General features: G+C 71.7%; 15 protein-coding genes. 8 read left to right on the top strand and 7 right to left on the bottom strand.

Features of this window, described 5'->3' with window-relative positions:
- Positions 1-25 precede the first annotated feature (25 nt).
- Positions 26-841, top strand: coding sequence for a phytanoyl-CoA dioxygenase family protein (locus KY5_RS40880; protein WP_098246930.1), 816 nt, complete (start codon positions 26-28; stop codon positions 839-841).
- A 14-nt stretch (positions 842-855) separates the two neighbouring features.
- On the opposite strand, the gene KY5_RS40875 is transcribed toward KY5_RS40880, so the two are convergent.
- On the bottom strand, positions 856-1,419 hold the full coding sequence (locus KY5_RS40875) for a rhodanese-like domain-containing protein (protein WP_098246929.1): 564 nt from the start codon (positions 1,417-1,419) through the stop codon (positions 856-858).
- 80 nt (positions 1,420-1,499) lie between these two features.
- On the opposite strand from KY5_RS40875, the gene KY5_RS40870 reads away from it, so the two are divergent.
- Entirely contained in the window at positions 1,500-1,781 is a 282-nt protein-coding gene (locus tag KY5_RS40870) for a metal-sensitive transcriptional regulator (RefSeq protein ID WP_098246928.1), read from the top strand.
- A gap of 51 nt (positions 1,782-1,832) precedes the next feature.
- Here the strand turns inward: KY5_RS40870 and KY5_RS40865 are convergent, their stop codons facing one another.
- The 6 genes from KY5_RS40865 to KY5_RS40840 all read right to left on the bottom strand — a co-directional run bounded on the left by KY5_RS40865 (position 1,833) and on the right by KY5_RS40840 (position 8,291).
- Complete coding sequence (locus tag KY5_RS40865) at positions 1,833-2,582, bottom strand: sulfite exporter TauE/SafE family protein (protein ID WP_098246927.1); 750 nt, start codon at positions 2,580-2,582, stop codon at positions 1,833-1,835.
- The gene (locus KY5_RS40860; RefSeq protein ID WP_098246926.1) at positions 2,579-2,941 is read right to left on the bottom strand and encodes a rhodanese-like domain-containing protein; all 363 of its coding nucleotides are present in this window, start codon (positions 2,939-2,941) and stop codon (positions 2,579-2,581) included. The genes KY5_RS40865 and KY5_RS40860 overlap by 4 nt, the downstream gene beginning before the upstream one ends.
- A 51-nt stretch (positions 2,942-2,992) precedes the next feature.
- Positions 2,993-4,369 (bottom strand): MBL fold metallo-hydrolase, encoded by a 1,377-nt coding sequence (locus tag KY5_RS40855; protein WP_098246925.1) that lies wholly within the window; start codon positions 4,367-4,369, stop codon positions 2,993-2,995.
- 193 nt (positions 4,370-4,562) lie between these two features.
- The gene (locus tag KY5_RS40850; protein ID WP_098246924.1) at positions 4,563-5,786 is read right to left on the bottom strand and encodes a cytochrome P450; all 1,224 of its coding nucleotides are present in this window, start codon (positions 5,784-5,786) and stop codon (positions 4,563-4,565) included.
- Positions 5,787-5,942: 156 nt separating this feature from the next.
- Positions 5,943-7,229, bottom strand: coding sequence for a cytochrome P450 (locus tag KY5_RS40845; protein ID WP_234363123.1), 1,287 nt, complete (start codon positions 7,227-7,229; stop codon positions 5,943-5,945).
- 141 nt (positions 7,230-7,370) lie between these two features.
- Positions 7,371-8,291 (bottom strand): trypsin-like serine peptidase, encoded by a 921-nt coding sequence (locus KY5_RS40840; RefSeq protein ID WP_234363122.1) that lies wholly within the window; start codon positions 8,289-8,291, stop codon positions 7,371-7,373.
- A gap of 584 nt (positions 8,292-8,875) precedes the next feature.
- Here KY5_RS40840 and KY5_RS40835 point away from each other — a divergent pair.
- The 6 genes from KY5_RS40835 (at position 8,876) to KY5_RS40810 (ending at position 14,145) form a co-directional block, all read left to right on the top strand.
- Positions 8,876-10,279 (top strand): ATP-binding protein, encoded by a 1,404-nt coding sequence (locus KY5_RS40835; RefSeq protein ID WP_098246922.1) that lies wholly within the window; start codon positions 8,876-8,878, stop codon positions 10,277-10,279.
- A gap of 2 nt (positions 10,280-10,281) precedes the next feature.
- A complete protein-coding gene (locus KY5_RS40830) occupies positions 10,282-10,698 on the top strand; it encodes a roadblock/LC7 domain-containing protein (protein ID WP_224059068.1) in 417 nt (138 codons plus the stop codon).
- Positions 10,695-11,051, top strand: coding sequence for a DUF742 domain-containing protein (locus KY5_RS40825; RefSeq protein WP_098246921.1), 357 nt, complete (start codon positions 10,695-10,697; stop codon positions 11,049-11,051). Before KY5_RS40830 ends, KY5_RS40825 begins: the two co-directional genes overlap by 4 nt.
- Before the next feature lie 25 nt (positions 11,052-11,076).
- Positions 11,077-11,640 (top strand): GTP-binding protein, encoded by a 564-nt coding sequence (locus KY5_RS40820; RefSeq protein WP_234363121.1) that lies wholly within the window; start codon positions 11,077-11,079, stop codon positions 11,638-11,640.
- Positions 11,637-12,836: a cytochrome P450 gene (locus KY5_RS40815; protein ID WP_098246919.1), complete on the top strand. Its 1,200-nt coding sequence runs from the start codon at positions 11,637-11,639 to the stop codon at positions 12,834-12,836. Before KY5_RS40820 ends, KY5_RS40815 begins: the two co-directional genes overlap by 4 nt.
- A gap of 67 nt (positions 12,837-12,903) precedes the next feature.
- Complete coding sequence (locus KY5_RS40810) at positions 12,904-14,145, top strand: cytochrome P450 family protein (RefSeq protein WP_098246918.1); 1,242 nt, start codon at positions 12,904-12,906, stop codon at positions 14,143-14,145.
- Positions 14,146-14,152 lie beyond the last annotated feature (7 nt).

Genomic DNA, 14,152 nt, shown 5'->3' with positions numbered 1-14,152 from the left:
GTGCGGCGGGGACACGATCGACGCCATGACGACTCTGCGACCCCAGCACGCCGCGGTGAGCGAAGCGGACTACGGCCGGGACGGGGTGATCCAGGTGAACGGCCTGTTCACCGCCGGGGAGATGGACACCGTCCGCGTGGCCTTCACGGAACTGGTACGCCACGACCGTGCGGCGCTCGGCGCCGACGACGGCCTCGCGCCCGGCGACATCCTGTCCCGCTACCCGCGGTTCATGCAGCCGCACCGGCGCACCGACCTCGAAGTCGGGCGCCTGGCACGGCGTTTCATGATGGACGGCCGGTTGCTCGCCGTGGTGGAACGGCTGATCGGACCCGCTCACGGCGCGCAGTCGATGTTCTACTTCAAGCCGCCCACCGCCCGCGGGCAGGCCATGCACCAGGACAACTACTTCCTGCGCGCGCGTCCGCAGACGTGCCTCGCCGCGTGGATCGCCGTCGACGACTGCGACGCCGCCAACGGAGCCCTGTCCGTCGTCCCCGGCTCGCACGCCATGGAGGTGGTGTGTCCCGAGGAGGCCGACGCCGACGAGTCCTTCACCAGGGGGCTGGTCCGCCCGCCCGCCGGAACGCGTGCCGTGCAGACGTCCATGCGCCCCGGCGACGTGTTGTTCTTCCACGGAAGTCTGGTGCACGGCTCGCTGCCGAACACGACGGCCGACCGGTTCCGCCGTTCTCTGATCTTCCATTACGTGCCGCGGAGCAGCCGCGAGATCGCGTCGTGGTACCTGCCGTTGGTGGCCCCTGACGGGTCCGACCTCGTGATCGCGGCGGCGAGCGGCGGCGGCCCCTGCGGTGACGCCTGGAGGGGCGCCGCGCACTGAGCGCCTCGCCCGTGTCAGCCCGCCACGGCGGCGAGCGTGGCGCGCAGGTCGTCGGCCTCGGGCCGGTTGTGCGGGAGCCTGGCGAGGAGCGCGGCCATGCCGCAGGTGTCCGTGAGGGCCGAGAAGGCCAGTCCTCCCGCGACGCCCGCGGAGAGCCAGCGTGCCGCGGACCAGCGCTGTCCCGCGAGCAGTCCGGTCAGAACGAGGGATCCGGCGGCGAGGCGGACCTGGCGCTCCATGCCCCAGACGGGACGGGTGGTGGCGGCCCGGTGGGTGTCGTGGCCGAGCTCGGTCCAGGCGGCTGTGCCGCCGGTGAGGGTGGCGGCGTTGATGCCCTCTTCGACCAGGCGCGCGCAGGCGGTCCCGGAGCGCGCGCCGGAGGCGCACACGACGAGGAGGTCACCCCGGTCGGCGGCGGTCTTCAGGGCGGACAGGGCCGCGTCGAGGTGGACGAGGGGGATGTTGTGGGCGCCGGGCAGGTGGCCGGAGGCGTACTCGCCGGGGGTACGGACGTCGATGACGGTCAGCTCGTGGAGGCGGGCGTGGACCTGGTCGACGGTGAGGGTGGTGGGTGCCACGGGGATTTTCCTTCGCTGGGTAGGGGTTATCCCTTCGGTAAGATACCCGCGGGGGTATCTCGACGAGGGAGTGTGTGGTTGTGGAACTGGCGATGGCGGCTGAGGAATTGAAGACGGTGGTCAACCGGCTGCGCCGGGCGCAGGGGCAGATCGCCGGTGTGATCAAGATGATCGAGGAGGGGCGGGACTGCGAGGACGTGGTCACGCAGCTCGCGGCGGCGTCCCGGGCCCTGGACAAGGCGGGTTTCGCGATCATCGCGACCGGTCTGCAGCACTGCCTGACCGACGCGGACATGGCCGCCACGGGTGACCGTGAGCAGATGCGTGCGCGTCTGGAGAAGCTGTTCCTTTCGTTGGCCTGAGCGGCGACCGGGTCCTCGCGGGCGAGGGACGTGTCCCTCCTGTGGGCCGATTCAGACCACTGCGTCGATGAGCATGAACGCGGCCACGGCCAGCAGGACGACGGCGAAGGTGTGTTGCAGCCGGGTGCCTGTGACCTTGGCCGCCAGGCGTTTGCCGTCCCAGGCGGCGAGGATCGCGGCGCCGGTGAAGGGGCCGATCACCGCCCAGTCGAGACCCGAGTCGGCGGCGCCTCGGGTGGCCAGGGCGGCGAGCGAGTTCGCGGAGATGACCAGCAGGCTGGTGCCCACGGCTGCCTGCATCTCGAACGCCAGCACGGTGACGAGGGCGGGGACGGCGAGGAACCCGCCGCCGACGCCGAGCAGCCCGGTCAGCGCTCCCAGACCGGCTCCGGTCCCTGCGGCCTTCACGGGCCGCACCTTGGTCGTGCGGTCGCCGTCCGTCCGGGCGGGCCGCAGCATCTTGACCGCGGCGAGGGCCGCGACGGCGGCGAACACGGCGGTCAGCAGCGCTTGTGGCAGACGGGACGCGGCGGCGCCGGCCGCGGCGGCGGGCAGCAGTCCGGCCGCGGCGAACAGCGCGCCGGATTTCCAGCGGACGTTGCCGGTCCTGGCATGCGCGTACAGGGCGGTCAGCGAGGTGGCGGTGACGATGATGAGGCTGGCGGTGGTGGCGGCAGCCGGGGTGAAGCCGAGCAGGTAGATCAGCGCGGGGACGGCCAGGACACTGCCGCCGCCACCGAGCGCGCCGAGCGCGAGCCCGACCACCGCCCCGGCGATCAGGGCGAGGATCAGCACGCTCACGCTATGACACCGCTGCCGCCGCCCGTGCCGATGACCGGAAGGCCCTGGCGGGCCCAGGCGGTCATGCCGCCGCTGACGTCCGTGGCGTCGACGCCGCGCTCGGCCAGCAGCCTCGCGGCCTGCCGGGAGCGGTTGCCGGAGCGGCAGATCGCGATCACCGGCCTGTCCCGTGCCTCTCCGGGAAGAGGTGCCCCGGCCGTGAGCCGGGAGAGCGGCAGGTGCAGCGCGCCGGGCGCGTGCCCGGCCTGCCACTCCGGCGTCTCGCGGACGTCGAGCAGCACGGCCTCGCTGTCGCTGGTCCGCTGCCGGGCCTGTCGTGGGGTGAGGCGGCCGGGGCCGCGGCGAAGGAACGGGAACATGGTGGATCACTCCGTGCGGGGGTACTGGCGGGGAGGTGCGGGAGGGCTCGGTCAGCCGGTGCTGTCGGGGCGGGCGAGTACCAGCCCCGCGTCGGTGGCGGCGTCGAAACCGTCGTCGACGGCGACCACGTCACGGCCCGCGGCGTCCAGCAGGGAGGCGGCGATCGCCGCGCGCATCCCGCCCGCGCAGTGCACCCACACCGTCCCGTCCGGCACCTCGCCGACGCGGCCGTACAGCTCGTGGATCGGGATGTGGACCGATCCTTCGACGAAGCCGCCCGCGCGCTCGGAGTCCCGCCGTACGTCGAGGACCACCACGTCTTCCCCGCGCTCGCGCACTTGGGCGAGGTCGGCGAAACGGGCCCGGGGGAACGAGGCGAGCCGCTCACCGGCGCGGACCCAGTCGGCCGGGTCGCCCGTGGCGGCGGCGGCCGGGCGGTCGATGCCGACGCGGGCCAGCTCCCGCTGCGCGTCGGCGAGCTGTCCGGGTGTCCCGGCCAGCAGGGTGACGGGCTTGCCCCACGGGATCAGCCAGGCGAGGTAGGTGGCGAGCTTGCCCTCGCCCTCGAAGTTGAACGACCCCGCGACATGCCCCTCGGCGAAGGCCATGCGGCTGCGCAGGTCGACCACCCACTCCCCCGCGGCGAGGCGGGACGCGATCTCCTCGCCGTCCGCGCGCCCGGGCGGCGTGAGGTCGACGGGCGCGGGGCCCGCGGCGTTGGCGGGGCCCATGTGCGCGTAGTAGGCGGGCACGTCGTCGAGACCGGCGAGCAGCTCGGCGACGAAGGTGTCCACGTCCTGGGTCAGCGCGTCGTTGGTCTTGCGCTCCCGGCCGATCGTGGTCGCGTCACCCTCGGCCTGGGACGAGGAGCAGAAGCTGCCGAAGCCATGGGTGGGAAGGACCGGGACCTCGTCGTCCAGCTCGTCGGCCAGGCGGTGGGCGGACGCGTGCTGGGCGCGGGCCAACTGCTCGGTCAGCCTCGGTTCGACCAGGTCCGGACGGCCCACGGTGCCTATCAACAGCGACCCGCCGGTGAACACCGCCACGCCGCGCCCGTCATCGGTCAGGGCATAGGAGGTGTGGTGCGGGGTGTGCCCCGGGGTGGCGAGGGCTCGCAGCACGAGGCCCTCGTCGACCGTCACGGTGTCGCCGTCGGCGACGGGGACGCGCGCGAAGGACACGTGCGCCCCGGCGGGCACCAGGTACTCGGCGCCGGTGACGCGGGCAAGCTCCAGGCCGCCCGTGACGTAGTCGTTGTGCACGTGGGTCTCGGCGACGAAGGCGATGCGCACCCCGCGCCGGGCCGCCGCGGCGAGCACCTGGTCGATGTCGCGCGGCGGATCGATGGCTACCGCGGCGCTGGGCCCGCCCGCCAGGTAGCTGCGGTTGCCCAGACCTTCGAATTCCAGGGTGTCGACGAAGAACACGTCTGCGACTCCTCTTGTGCGATGTACCCCCGGGGGTATTTGACACTCACCCTAACAGCAATACCCAGGGGGGTATTCCGTGAACCGGAGGCACCCCGACCGGGTAGGGTCTTGCCCCGTTCTGGTACCCGGTGGGGTATGACGGAATCAGCAGTTCCGAGCCATCCGGCGCCCGGGCGGAGGAGACGCGCGGCTATCGCGGGGTCAGCCGTCCGTGGAAGTTCTCCGGGACGGGTGCGAAACGCAGGGCCATGGTGACCTCCTGCGGGCGGTCCACCGTCAGGTGGTAGCGCGTGCACAGCTGGTGGCACAGGGCCATCAACTGGACCGTGGCGATGTTGGCGCCGATGCACTTCTTCGGGGCCCACCCGAACGGGACGTAGCACGTGCGGTCCGCGGGGCCGTGCGGTGCGCCGGGCAGGAAGCGGTCCGGGTCGAAGACGTCGGGCTGTTTCCAGACGCGCTCGTCGCGGTGGATCATGTGCGGGCTCAGCAGGTACCACTCCCCCGCGCCCAGCCGCGCCCGTCCCAGGTCGAACGCGTAGGTGGAGCGCCGCACCAGGAGCAGCGGCGGGCTCCAGAGCCGCAGGACCTCTTTGACGAACCGGTGGGTCACGGGTGCCTCGCTCGTCGGTGCCGCACGGAAGGCCGCGGGGTCGACGCCGGACAGCTCGTCGGTCAGGCGCGTGCGCCACTCGGGCTGCCGGGAAAATTCGTACAGCAGGCTCGCGGCGGCGGTGCCCGGTGGGCCCGCGATGGCGGTGAGGACGGCGGTCACCACGTCCAGGGCACGGTCCATGCCGAGCTCGGGCAGCAGGTCGACGAAGGGGTCCGTGAGGTCGGGCTCGCGACCGCGCCTGCCGTTGGCGCGCTGGCGCAGCACACGGCGTACGACAAGACCCGACCTGACCTGCACCCCGACGAAGCGGAGTTGCTGCCAGGCGCTGCCGGGTTCGGGCGAGACCAGCCGCAGCAGCTTGCCCTCCAGGTCACGGCGGACGAGATTCGACTCCGCTGCGGTCAGGCCCCCGAGGGCGAGGGGCAGCAGCGACCGTACGGCCACGTCCTGGGCGAGCATGGTCAGGTCCACGTCCTCGCCGAGCCGTGCGTCGATGATCCGCTCCATGCGCTCGATCAGGTGTCCGTGGTGCTCCGCCGTGGCGAGCGCGTGCAGTTGGGTGAGCCACGCGGCGCGGATCCGGCTCCAGGGCATTTCCGGGCTGGTGCGTCGGCGCACCACGTCGATCAGCCGGTCGTGCATGGTGAACCCGTGCCAGTTCGTGGCACTGACGCGGCGGGCGGCCTCCGGCTCGAACACGGCGAGCCGTTCGTCGTCGACCCAGAAGATGCCCTGCTCGCTCGCGCTGCGCATCCGCATCATGTGCAGGAAGTCGTCGGGGTGCTGAGGAGTGGTCATGGCGTGCGCCCCCTTGTGGAGCGCGGGGAGCCGTCCACTCGGCGGTTCCCCGCGCCGGGCCGGTCAGATGTGGTGGTACAGGTACCAGAAGTACTCGTACTGGCGTCGGATGTTGAGGACCGACTTCGTCTGGCGGTACAGCGCGCGCATGGTGGTTCACCTCCCTCCGGGGCCTGCGGAGCCTCCGGGGCCGGTGCCCCGGCGGCTCAGCGCCGCGGTGAAACGCGGCGGAGCCAGCGCGGGACCCACCTGGGGCCCGGCGCCGTCGTGGGTGACCGACAGCCGCCAGTCACGGGTGATGAGTGCGACGAGATCCTCGAGCAGACGCATGGTGACGGTCGCCCCGGCACACGTGTGCGGCCCGTGGCCGAAGGGGAGGTACGCCCCGTCCGGTACGGCGCCCGCCCAGCGCCCCGGCACGAACTCGTCGGGCCGCTCCCAGTGCCCGGGATGCCGGTGCACCAGGTAGGTGCACACGGCGAGTTGGTCCTTGGGCGTCACCCGCGTCCCGTCGAGTTCCTGCGCCCGGCTCGGCGACCGGGCGAACAGCCAAGCCACCGGCCACAGCCGCAGCGCTTCGCGTACGACCCAATTCGCTTGCTCCGTACGGCAGTCGGGGTGGGTGCCGAGGAGGAGGACCGACCAGCCGAGAGCGAAACCGATCGAGCCGACCGTGGCGAAGAGGAACGACAGGTAGACCTCCGCGAGTTCCGCAGGGGACGCGGTCGGGCCGCCGCCGTCCACGACGACATCGAGCAGGTCGCGCTGCGCGCCGCCCCCGTCATTCCCCTCCCTGCTCCCCTCCCTCTCGCGCCGCCTCGCCGCCACTTCGGCGTGCAGTGCGCCGAGGGCGCGGCGGCGGAACAGGAGGCGGGACGGCGCCGAGTGGCGCTGTCGCGCGCCCGCGAGGACCGCGCGCGTGACGATGTCCTGAAGTGTCGCGCGCAGGGCGGGCGAGGTGTCGGGGTGCAGCAGTACATCCCGCAGATGCGCGAGGACGAGCAGGTTCCCGGCATCGGGCCAGCGGCTGCTCGGCGCGAGACGGTCCCTGATGAGCGTGGGCAGGCGGGACTGATGGGCGTCGAGGTGACGGTTCATCAGCGCCCGGGAGGCGCGGCCGATCTCGATCTGCGCGGCGCGCGGCCCGAAGACGTCGTTCCGGGTCCGGTAGAAGTCGGACGTCTCGGCGACGAGCGCGTGCCGGTTGCCCATCACCGCCCTGGCCGCGTCCGGCCCCGCGACGCACACCAGGCCGGAGGCCGACCGCCACACGTCGTGGACCCCGTCGAACTCGGCGGTCAGCCGGGCGAGCGGATGGTCCTGGCGGCCCCGGGCGGCGACGCCGCGCAGAGGGCGGGCGGGCCTGCCGTTCCCCGCACCTGTCACGAACGGCTCCATGTCGCACTCCCCCGCCCAGCCCGTCGCGTGGCTGCGATCCGTCACTCACCGAACGTACTGCCGAGCGGGGAAAGGCTCGATTCGCAGTTCTGCGTATTGCGCGCCGGGGCGGTACTGCGCGGCGGGGGCGCACGGGAACGCCCCTGGCCCGATGCGCTGGGGGCCAGGGGCGTCGATGGCCCGACGTCAGGCGCTCTGGGCCTTGTCGTACACCTTCTTGGCCGTGGCCCCGAACACCTCCCCGTACATCTTGGTCGGCGTCAGGGAGTCCAGGGAGCTGTTGACGGAGACCAGCACCCCCTTGCCGGTGGTGGTGTTGAACTCGGCCAGCCACGGGCCGCCGCTGGAGCCGCCGCTCATGTCACAGGGGATCGCCTGGGTGCCGTGCTCCTTCTTCGCGGTGCCGACGCAGCGCAGGAGTTCCTCGCCGAGCTGCGGGCGGGTGGCGGAGTAGCCGAGGGAGGAGATGGTGCCGCCGACGGGGCGGTTGAAGGCGATGGCCTGGCCGCCGACGACATCGGTGAGCTTGCGGCGGCTCTTGTCGGCGTCGACGGTCAGCGCGGAAAGGTCGTCGGTGGAGTCCTTCTCCCAGGCGCGCGGGGTCGCGGCCTGCCGGACCGCGAACGCGCCGTACGGCATCTTGCCCTTGTGGTAGGCGGGGACGAACACCATCGACATGTTGGTGTTGTAGGGCGAGGAGCCTCTGCGCACGCAGTGGGCGGCGGTCATGACGGCGGAGCGGTTGGCGCTCTTCACGGCGGTGGCCGTGCACCAGGTGTCGGCGCCGGTGGAGTTGACGAAGAAGAGCCGTCCTACGGTCTTCAGGGTGGTGCCCCGCCACGGCTTGGCCTTCGGTCCTGTCGGGCCGAGGTCCACGGACTTGCCCACGGCCTTGATGCGGGCGGGAGTCCAGTAGGCGAGCGCGTCCTTGCGCTCCTTGGCGGTGAACTTCAGGACGGAGACGGGCCCGGCAGCGGCGGCTCCCGCTTGGCCGCCCGCGGCTGCCGCCGGGGTCGGAACGGCGAGGGCGAGGGCCATCCCGGCGAGGGCGAGTCCCGTGGTCCGGCCGTGCGCACGTCGGGGCGGGGAAGCGGGGGTCGCGGTCACAGCAGAGGTCTCCTTGACGGGTGCGGGCAGCCGCTGGGGCTGTCGGTCCGCACCGCAAGAGAGGGGAACCGGGCCGTGTGGTTGCGCTGTTGATGTTCTGTGACATGTGGTCGCTCGGTCCAGGACGCCCGGCATTGCCTTTGGGTGCCATTTCTCGACTTCCCCAACGGTAGGTAAAGCGCACCCAGTTGTCCCGACTGTCTGGCTTGCCGCCCCGGAACTCCGCCGCCATCCCGTCATCGGAAAAGCTTCACGGGCACAAAATCCTGCGGTTGTTCTCACCATTTCCCCGCAGGAATGGCGCGCGGGCGCCCGCGAGGCGCTTTATGCCCACTTCGGGAGGTGCCGATGCTGTGTCAAAGACCACTTCGACCAATTCGACCGTTTCCGACGGCCCCGAGGCTCGCGCCCGCCCGGCGACGGACCGTCATCGTGCCTTGCCCCACACCGCTTCGGGGTATCCGGTTCACCGAGCGGGGGACACGACAAGATATCGTTTACGAGCGCCGTCCAACTGGCTTTTTTTCGTGCACCAGTTGGCCGAAAAGCCGCCTCGCCCCTTTTGAGATCTGTAGAGGACGTGAATGACAGACCTGATACAGGCCACCACAGTGGTGCCCTCAGTTCTGGCCCTGGCCGCCGGTGGTGCGGCCTGGCGGTTCTGGGACCAGTACCGAGGTGAGCGTGCCACCAGCAAGAGCCTCCGCGGCCAGGCCGAGGAGGTCGCCAGGCAGCAGCGCGCCGCCGAGCACGTGCTCGCGCAGCTCGCGGGCGGCGTGATTCCTCGACTGGGGGCCGAGGCGGAGCGCGCGGGAACGGGCCATGGCGTCGACATCGAACTGCCCGAGGCCCTGGTGAACACGGTGCTCGCGCAGCGGCTCGCGGAGCTCGCGGACTCGGCGGCCCACACGGTGCGCAAGGTGCAGTACGACGCGCAGAACAGCACGAGTGCCCAGATCTCCGAGGCGCGGCAGAACGCGCAGGAGGAAGTGGCCCGTGCGCGCGAGAGCGCCGAGGCGTCCAGCAGGGCCGCGGTGCGTGCCGTGTCCTCCGCGATGGTGGGCATGGCGTCGAAGCTGAGCCAGCGGGTCAGCCAGGGTGTGCGGCGGCACGAGGGTGACGAGGCGTACGAGACGCTGGTCGGCATCGATCACCCCACGCAGCAGATGCTGCTCGTCGCCCAGAACTACGTGGTCCTGTCGGGGGGCAAGCTGTCGCGTCGCTGGCCCGCGACGCCGATGACCGACGTGGTGCGGGCCGCCATGGGCAGCATCGAGGAGTACGAGCGCGTCGAGCACCAGGAGCTCGGGGTCACGGTGACGAGCCGGGCGGTCGGGCCCGTCGTGCACGCCCTCGCGGTGCTCCTGGACAACGCGGTCCGCTACTCCCCCTCGTCCGCGCGGGTGCACGTCGCCTTCCAGGAGGGCCATCACGGGGTCTCGGTCATCGTGGACGACGCCGGTCTGCGGATGAACGAAGAGCAGCTGACGTGGGCCAGGCGGATCCTGACGGGCGTTCAGCGCGACGACATCAACCAGCTCGGCGCGCATCCGCAGACCGGCCTGCGGGCCGCCGCGGCGCTCGCCGAGGACTATGGATTCCGCATCGACCTGGAGGCCCCGAATCCGTTCGGCGGTACCCGTGTGTACATGTTCATTCCCAAGAGCCTGCTGACCACGACCGTCGCGGCCGCGCCCGTCCGGCCTTCGCGTACGGAGCCCGCCGCCGCGCCGCGCACCGAGCCCGCCGCCGCGCAGGCCCCCGAGCCGGTCGCCGAGCCGGTCGCCCCGGCTCCCCGGCGCACCACCGCGAGCGGTCTCGCCGTCCGGTCGCGGAGGTCCGCTCCCGTGAACGCGCCGACCCCGCCGACCGCGCCCGGCGAGGGCCGGGCCCCGGCGCCGGGTCGCCCCGCCATCGCCGCCGCCTGGGCGAAGGGGACGCGCAGCGCCCGCACCGAAGACCCGACCACCACGCACGAAGGAGCCTGACCGTGACCACCGGCAACGAACTTGGCTGGCTGCTGGACCGATCACTGGGATCCCTCGAGGGCGTCAGGCACGCGGTGTTGATGAGCTCCGACGGTCTGCTGCACTCCCGCACGGCGGACATCGGGCAGGACGACGCGGAGAAGTTCGCCGCGATCACCGCGGCCGTCCGTGCCGCCGCGCTCGCCTACGACGAGGAGACCGGCGGCGGGGGCACCCGGCAGGCCCTGATCGAACTGACCAACCACGTGGGACTGATCACCCAGGCCGGGGGCAACACGATGCTGTCCGTGCAGACGACGGGACCCGACGCGGACATCGGCCTGATCACCCATCACATGCTGGAGCTGGCCCAGCGGGTCGGTCACGAGATGAAGGTCGCCCCGCGTGAGCCGTCCGCGCTGGGCCTGCCGACGACGTGAGCGGGCCGCGGCGGGACCCGGACCTGGTCAGACCCTACGTCCGTACGGACGGCCGGGTGCGGGCCCATCCGGATGTGCGCGTGGAAACCGTGTTGCTCGCCGCCAGCGGGTCGAGCGAGGGCCTGAGCGCGGACGCGCGGCGGGTGATGAACCTGTTCACCCATGCCGGGGGCGGGGGTCTGGCGGTCGCGGACATCGCGGCCGCCCTGGAGTTCCCGCCCTCCACCGTCCGCATCCTCGTCTCCTCCCTCATCGACGCCGGCCTGCTGACCCGCCCTGTCGCCGCCGGTGACGACCAACCCCAAACCGATCTGCTCCAGGAGGTACTGCGTGGTCTCCGCGCCCTCGTCTGAAGGCCTCATCTATGTGCCGCCCGGCGTGACCCGGTCCGCGAAGATCGTCATCTCGGGGAGCTTCGGCGTCGGCAAGACGACGTTCGTGGGCAGCGCGTCCCAGATTCCGCCGTTGCGCATGGAGGAGCGGATAACCCAGGCCAGCGCCGGGGTGGACGACCTGGCGCGCACCCCGCGCAAGACCACCACGACCGTCGGCATGGACTTCGGCCGACTGCACCTCAGCGACGCCCTCGTCCTCTATCTGTTCGGCACCCCGGGACAGGGCCGCTTCCGTCCCATGTGGGCGGGTCTGACCGAGGGCGCCCTGGGAGCGCTCGTCCTGGTCGACACCCGCAACCTCGAGGCCTCCCACGAGATCCTCGAACTGCACGAGGAGCAGGGCACGCCGTACGCCGTGGCGATCAACCTGTTCGACGGCGCCCCGTACTACCAGCTCGACGAGATCCGGCAGGCCCTCGACCTGGACCCGCACACGCCCCTCACGACGTGCGACGCGCGTGAAGGCACCTCCAGCGTCCTGGCCCTGATCACCCTCTGCGAGTACCTGTCCGAACTGCACGCACCCGTCTTGGAGCCCCGCCCGTGACCAGCCCGACCACGACCGACACGGTCACCGAGCGCCGGATCGCCCTGCACGAGGCCGAGTTCGCGGCCGACCCCCACGCCGCGTACGCCCGGATGCGGGCCGAGTACGGTCCTTTCGTCCCCGTGGACCTCATCCCCGGGGTCCCCGCGACCCTCGTCATCGGCTACCCCCAGGCCCGGCGCATCCTCAACGACCCGCTGCGGTTCCCCGCCGATCCGCGGGTGTGGGAGCAGTCCGTCCCCGCGACCTGCCCGGTCCGCCCGATGATGGAGCACCGACCCAACGCGCTGCGCTCGGCGGGTCCCGACCACACCCGCTACCGGTCGGCGAACAGCTCCGCGATCGACGACGTCGACCAGCACGAGCTGCGCAGCCTCGTCGAGCAGGTCGCCGATGCCACCATCGCCGAGTTCCGTGACGGCGACGGCGCCGACCTCCTCACCCAGTACGCCTGGCCGATCGCCTTCCGCGTCCTGAGCGCGCTGCTCGGCTGCCCGGACGAGATGGGCCGCCGCATCGCCGACGGCATGGCCAAGATCTTCGAGAGCGTGGACGCCGCCAACGGCAACCAGATCCTCACCGAGGCCATCACCGACCTGGTGGCCCTGCGCCACCGCCAGCCCGGCGACGACATCACCTCGCGGCTCCTCGCCCACCCCGCGGGCCTCGACGACGTGGAGATGCTCCATCAGATCGTCACGCTCTACGGCGCGGGCATCGAGCCGCTGACCAACCTCATCACCAACACCGTGCTGCGGATCCTCACCGACGACCAGTTCTCGGGAGACCTGCACGCGGGCGGCTCCTCGGTGCGCGAAGCGCTCGACACGGTGCTCTACACCGACCCGCCGCTGGCGAACTACTGCATCAGCTATCCGCCGCACCCGGTCGACGTCGACGGATTCCTGTTTCCCGCACACCAGCCCGTACTCATCTCGATGACGGCCTGCAACAACGACCCCGCCCTCGGCGGCCAGCGCATCGCGAGCAACCGCGCCCACCTGTCCTGGAGCACCGGGCCGCACGCCTGCCCCGCGCGCCCGCACGCCTACCTCATCGCCGAGACGGCCATCACGCATCTGCTCGACGCGCTGCCCGAGATGGACCTCGCCACGCCCGCCGGTGACCTGGTCTGGCGGCCCGGTCCCTTCCACCGGGCGCTCACCGCGCTACCGGTCGTCTTCCCGTCCACGTGATGTCCATCTGACTCCACGTGACTCCATGTGACTTCGTCCCCGTCGTCCGTCTGAAGGGAATCGCCCCATGGCCCTGCCCACCGAGCCGATCATCCTCGACCCCACCGGGGCCCGCGCGCACGACGAGCACCGGCGGTTGCGGGGCCGGGGCCTGGCGGTCCGTGTCGACATCCTCGGCGTGAGCGCCTGGTCCGTCGCCGATCCCGCGCTCCTCAAGGAACTGCTGACGAGCCCGGCCATCTCCAAGGACGCCCGCGCCCACTGGCCGGAGTTCGGCGACGTGGTCCAGCGGTGGCCGCTGGCGCTGTGGGTCGCGGTGGAGAACATGTTCACCGCGTACGGCGCCGACCACCGGCGCCTTCGGCGCATGATCGCGCCCGCCTTCAGCCACCGGCGCATCACCGCGTTGAGCGAGAGCATCGACGCGGTCGTCACCGGCATCCTCGATCGTCTCGAAGCCCTCCCGCCGGGCGAGACCGTCGACCTTCGCGAACACCTCGCCTACCCGCTGCCGATCGCGGTCGTGAGCCGTCTCATGGGTGTGCCCGAGGCACAGCAGGACTCGTTCCGCCGGGTCGTCGACGGTGTCTTCGACACGACCCTGACCACCGAGGAGTCCGAGGCCAACACCAAGGCGCTCTACGAAGCCCTCCAGTTGCTCATCGACGCCAAGCGCACCGAGCCGGGCGACGACATGACCTCGCTCCTGATCACCACGCGCGACGAGGAGGCGGAGGGCGAGGCGGCCACTCTGTCCGAGGGGGAACTGCGCGACACCCTGCTGCTGATGATCAGCGCCGGGTACGAGACCACCGTCAACGTCATCGACCAGGCGATCACCCAACTCCTCACCCACCGCGACCAGCTCGCGCTGCTCCTCTCGGGAGAGGCCGACTGGAGCGACGCCGTCGAGGAGACGCTGCGTCTCGAACCGGCGGTCAGACACCTGCCCATGCGGTTCGCGGTGACCGACATCGACCTGCCCGACGGCCAGACCATCCCCCGGGGCGACGCGATCCTCGCCTCCTACGCGGCCGCCAACCGCCATCCCGACTGGCACGGCGAGAGCGCGGACGCCTTCGACATCACCCGCACGGTCAAGGACCACCTGGCCTTCGGTCACGGCGTCCACTTCTGCCTCGGCGCTCCGCTCGCCCGCCTGGAGGTCGCCACGGCCCTGCGGCTGCTCTTCGACCGTTTCCCGCAGCTCGAACTCGCCGTACCGGCCGCGGAGTTGCTGCCTCTCGGCTCCCTGCTGAGCAACGGGCACCAGTCGCTGCCGGTGCGTCTGCGACCGGCCGCCCGCTGACGAGGAA

Origin of the sequence: Streptomyces formicae (assembly GCF_002556545.1) — a bacterium.
Taxonomy (GTDB): domain Bacteria; phylum Actinomycetota; class Actinomycetes; order Streptomycetales; family Streptomycetaceae; genus Streptomyces; species Streptomyces formicae_A.
Note: the sequence above shows the minus strand (reverse complement) of the source record. Positions and strands in the feature narration are given on the sequence as shown.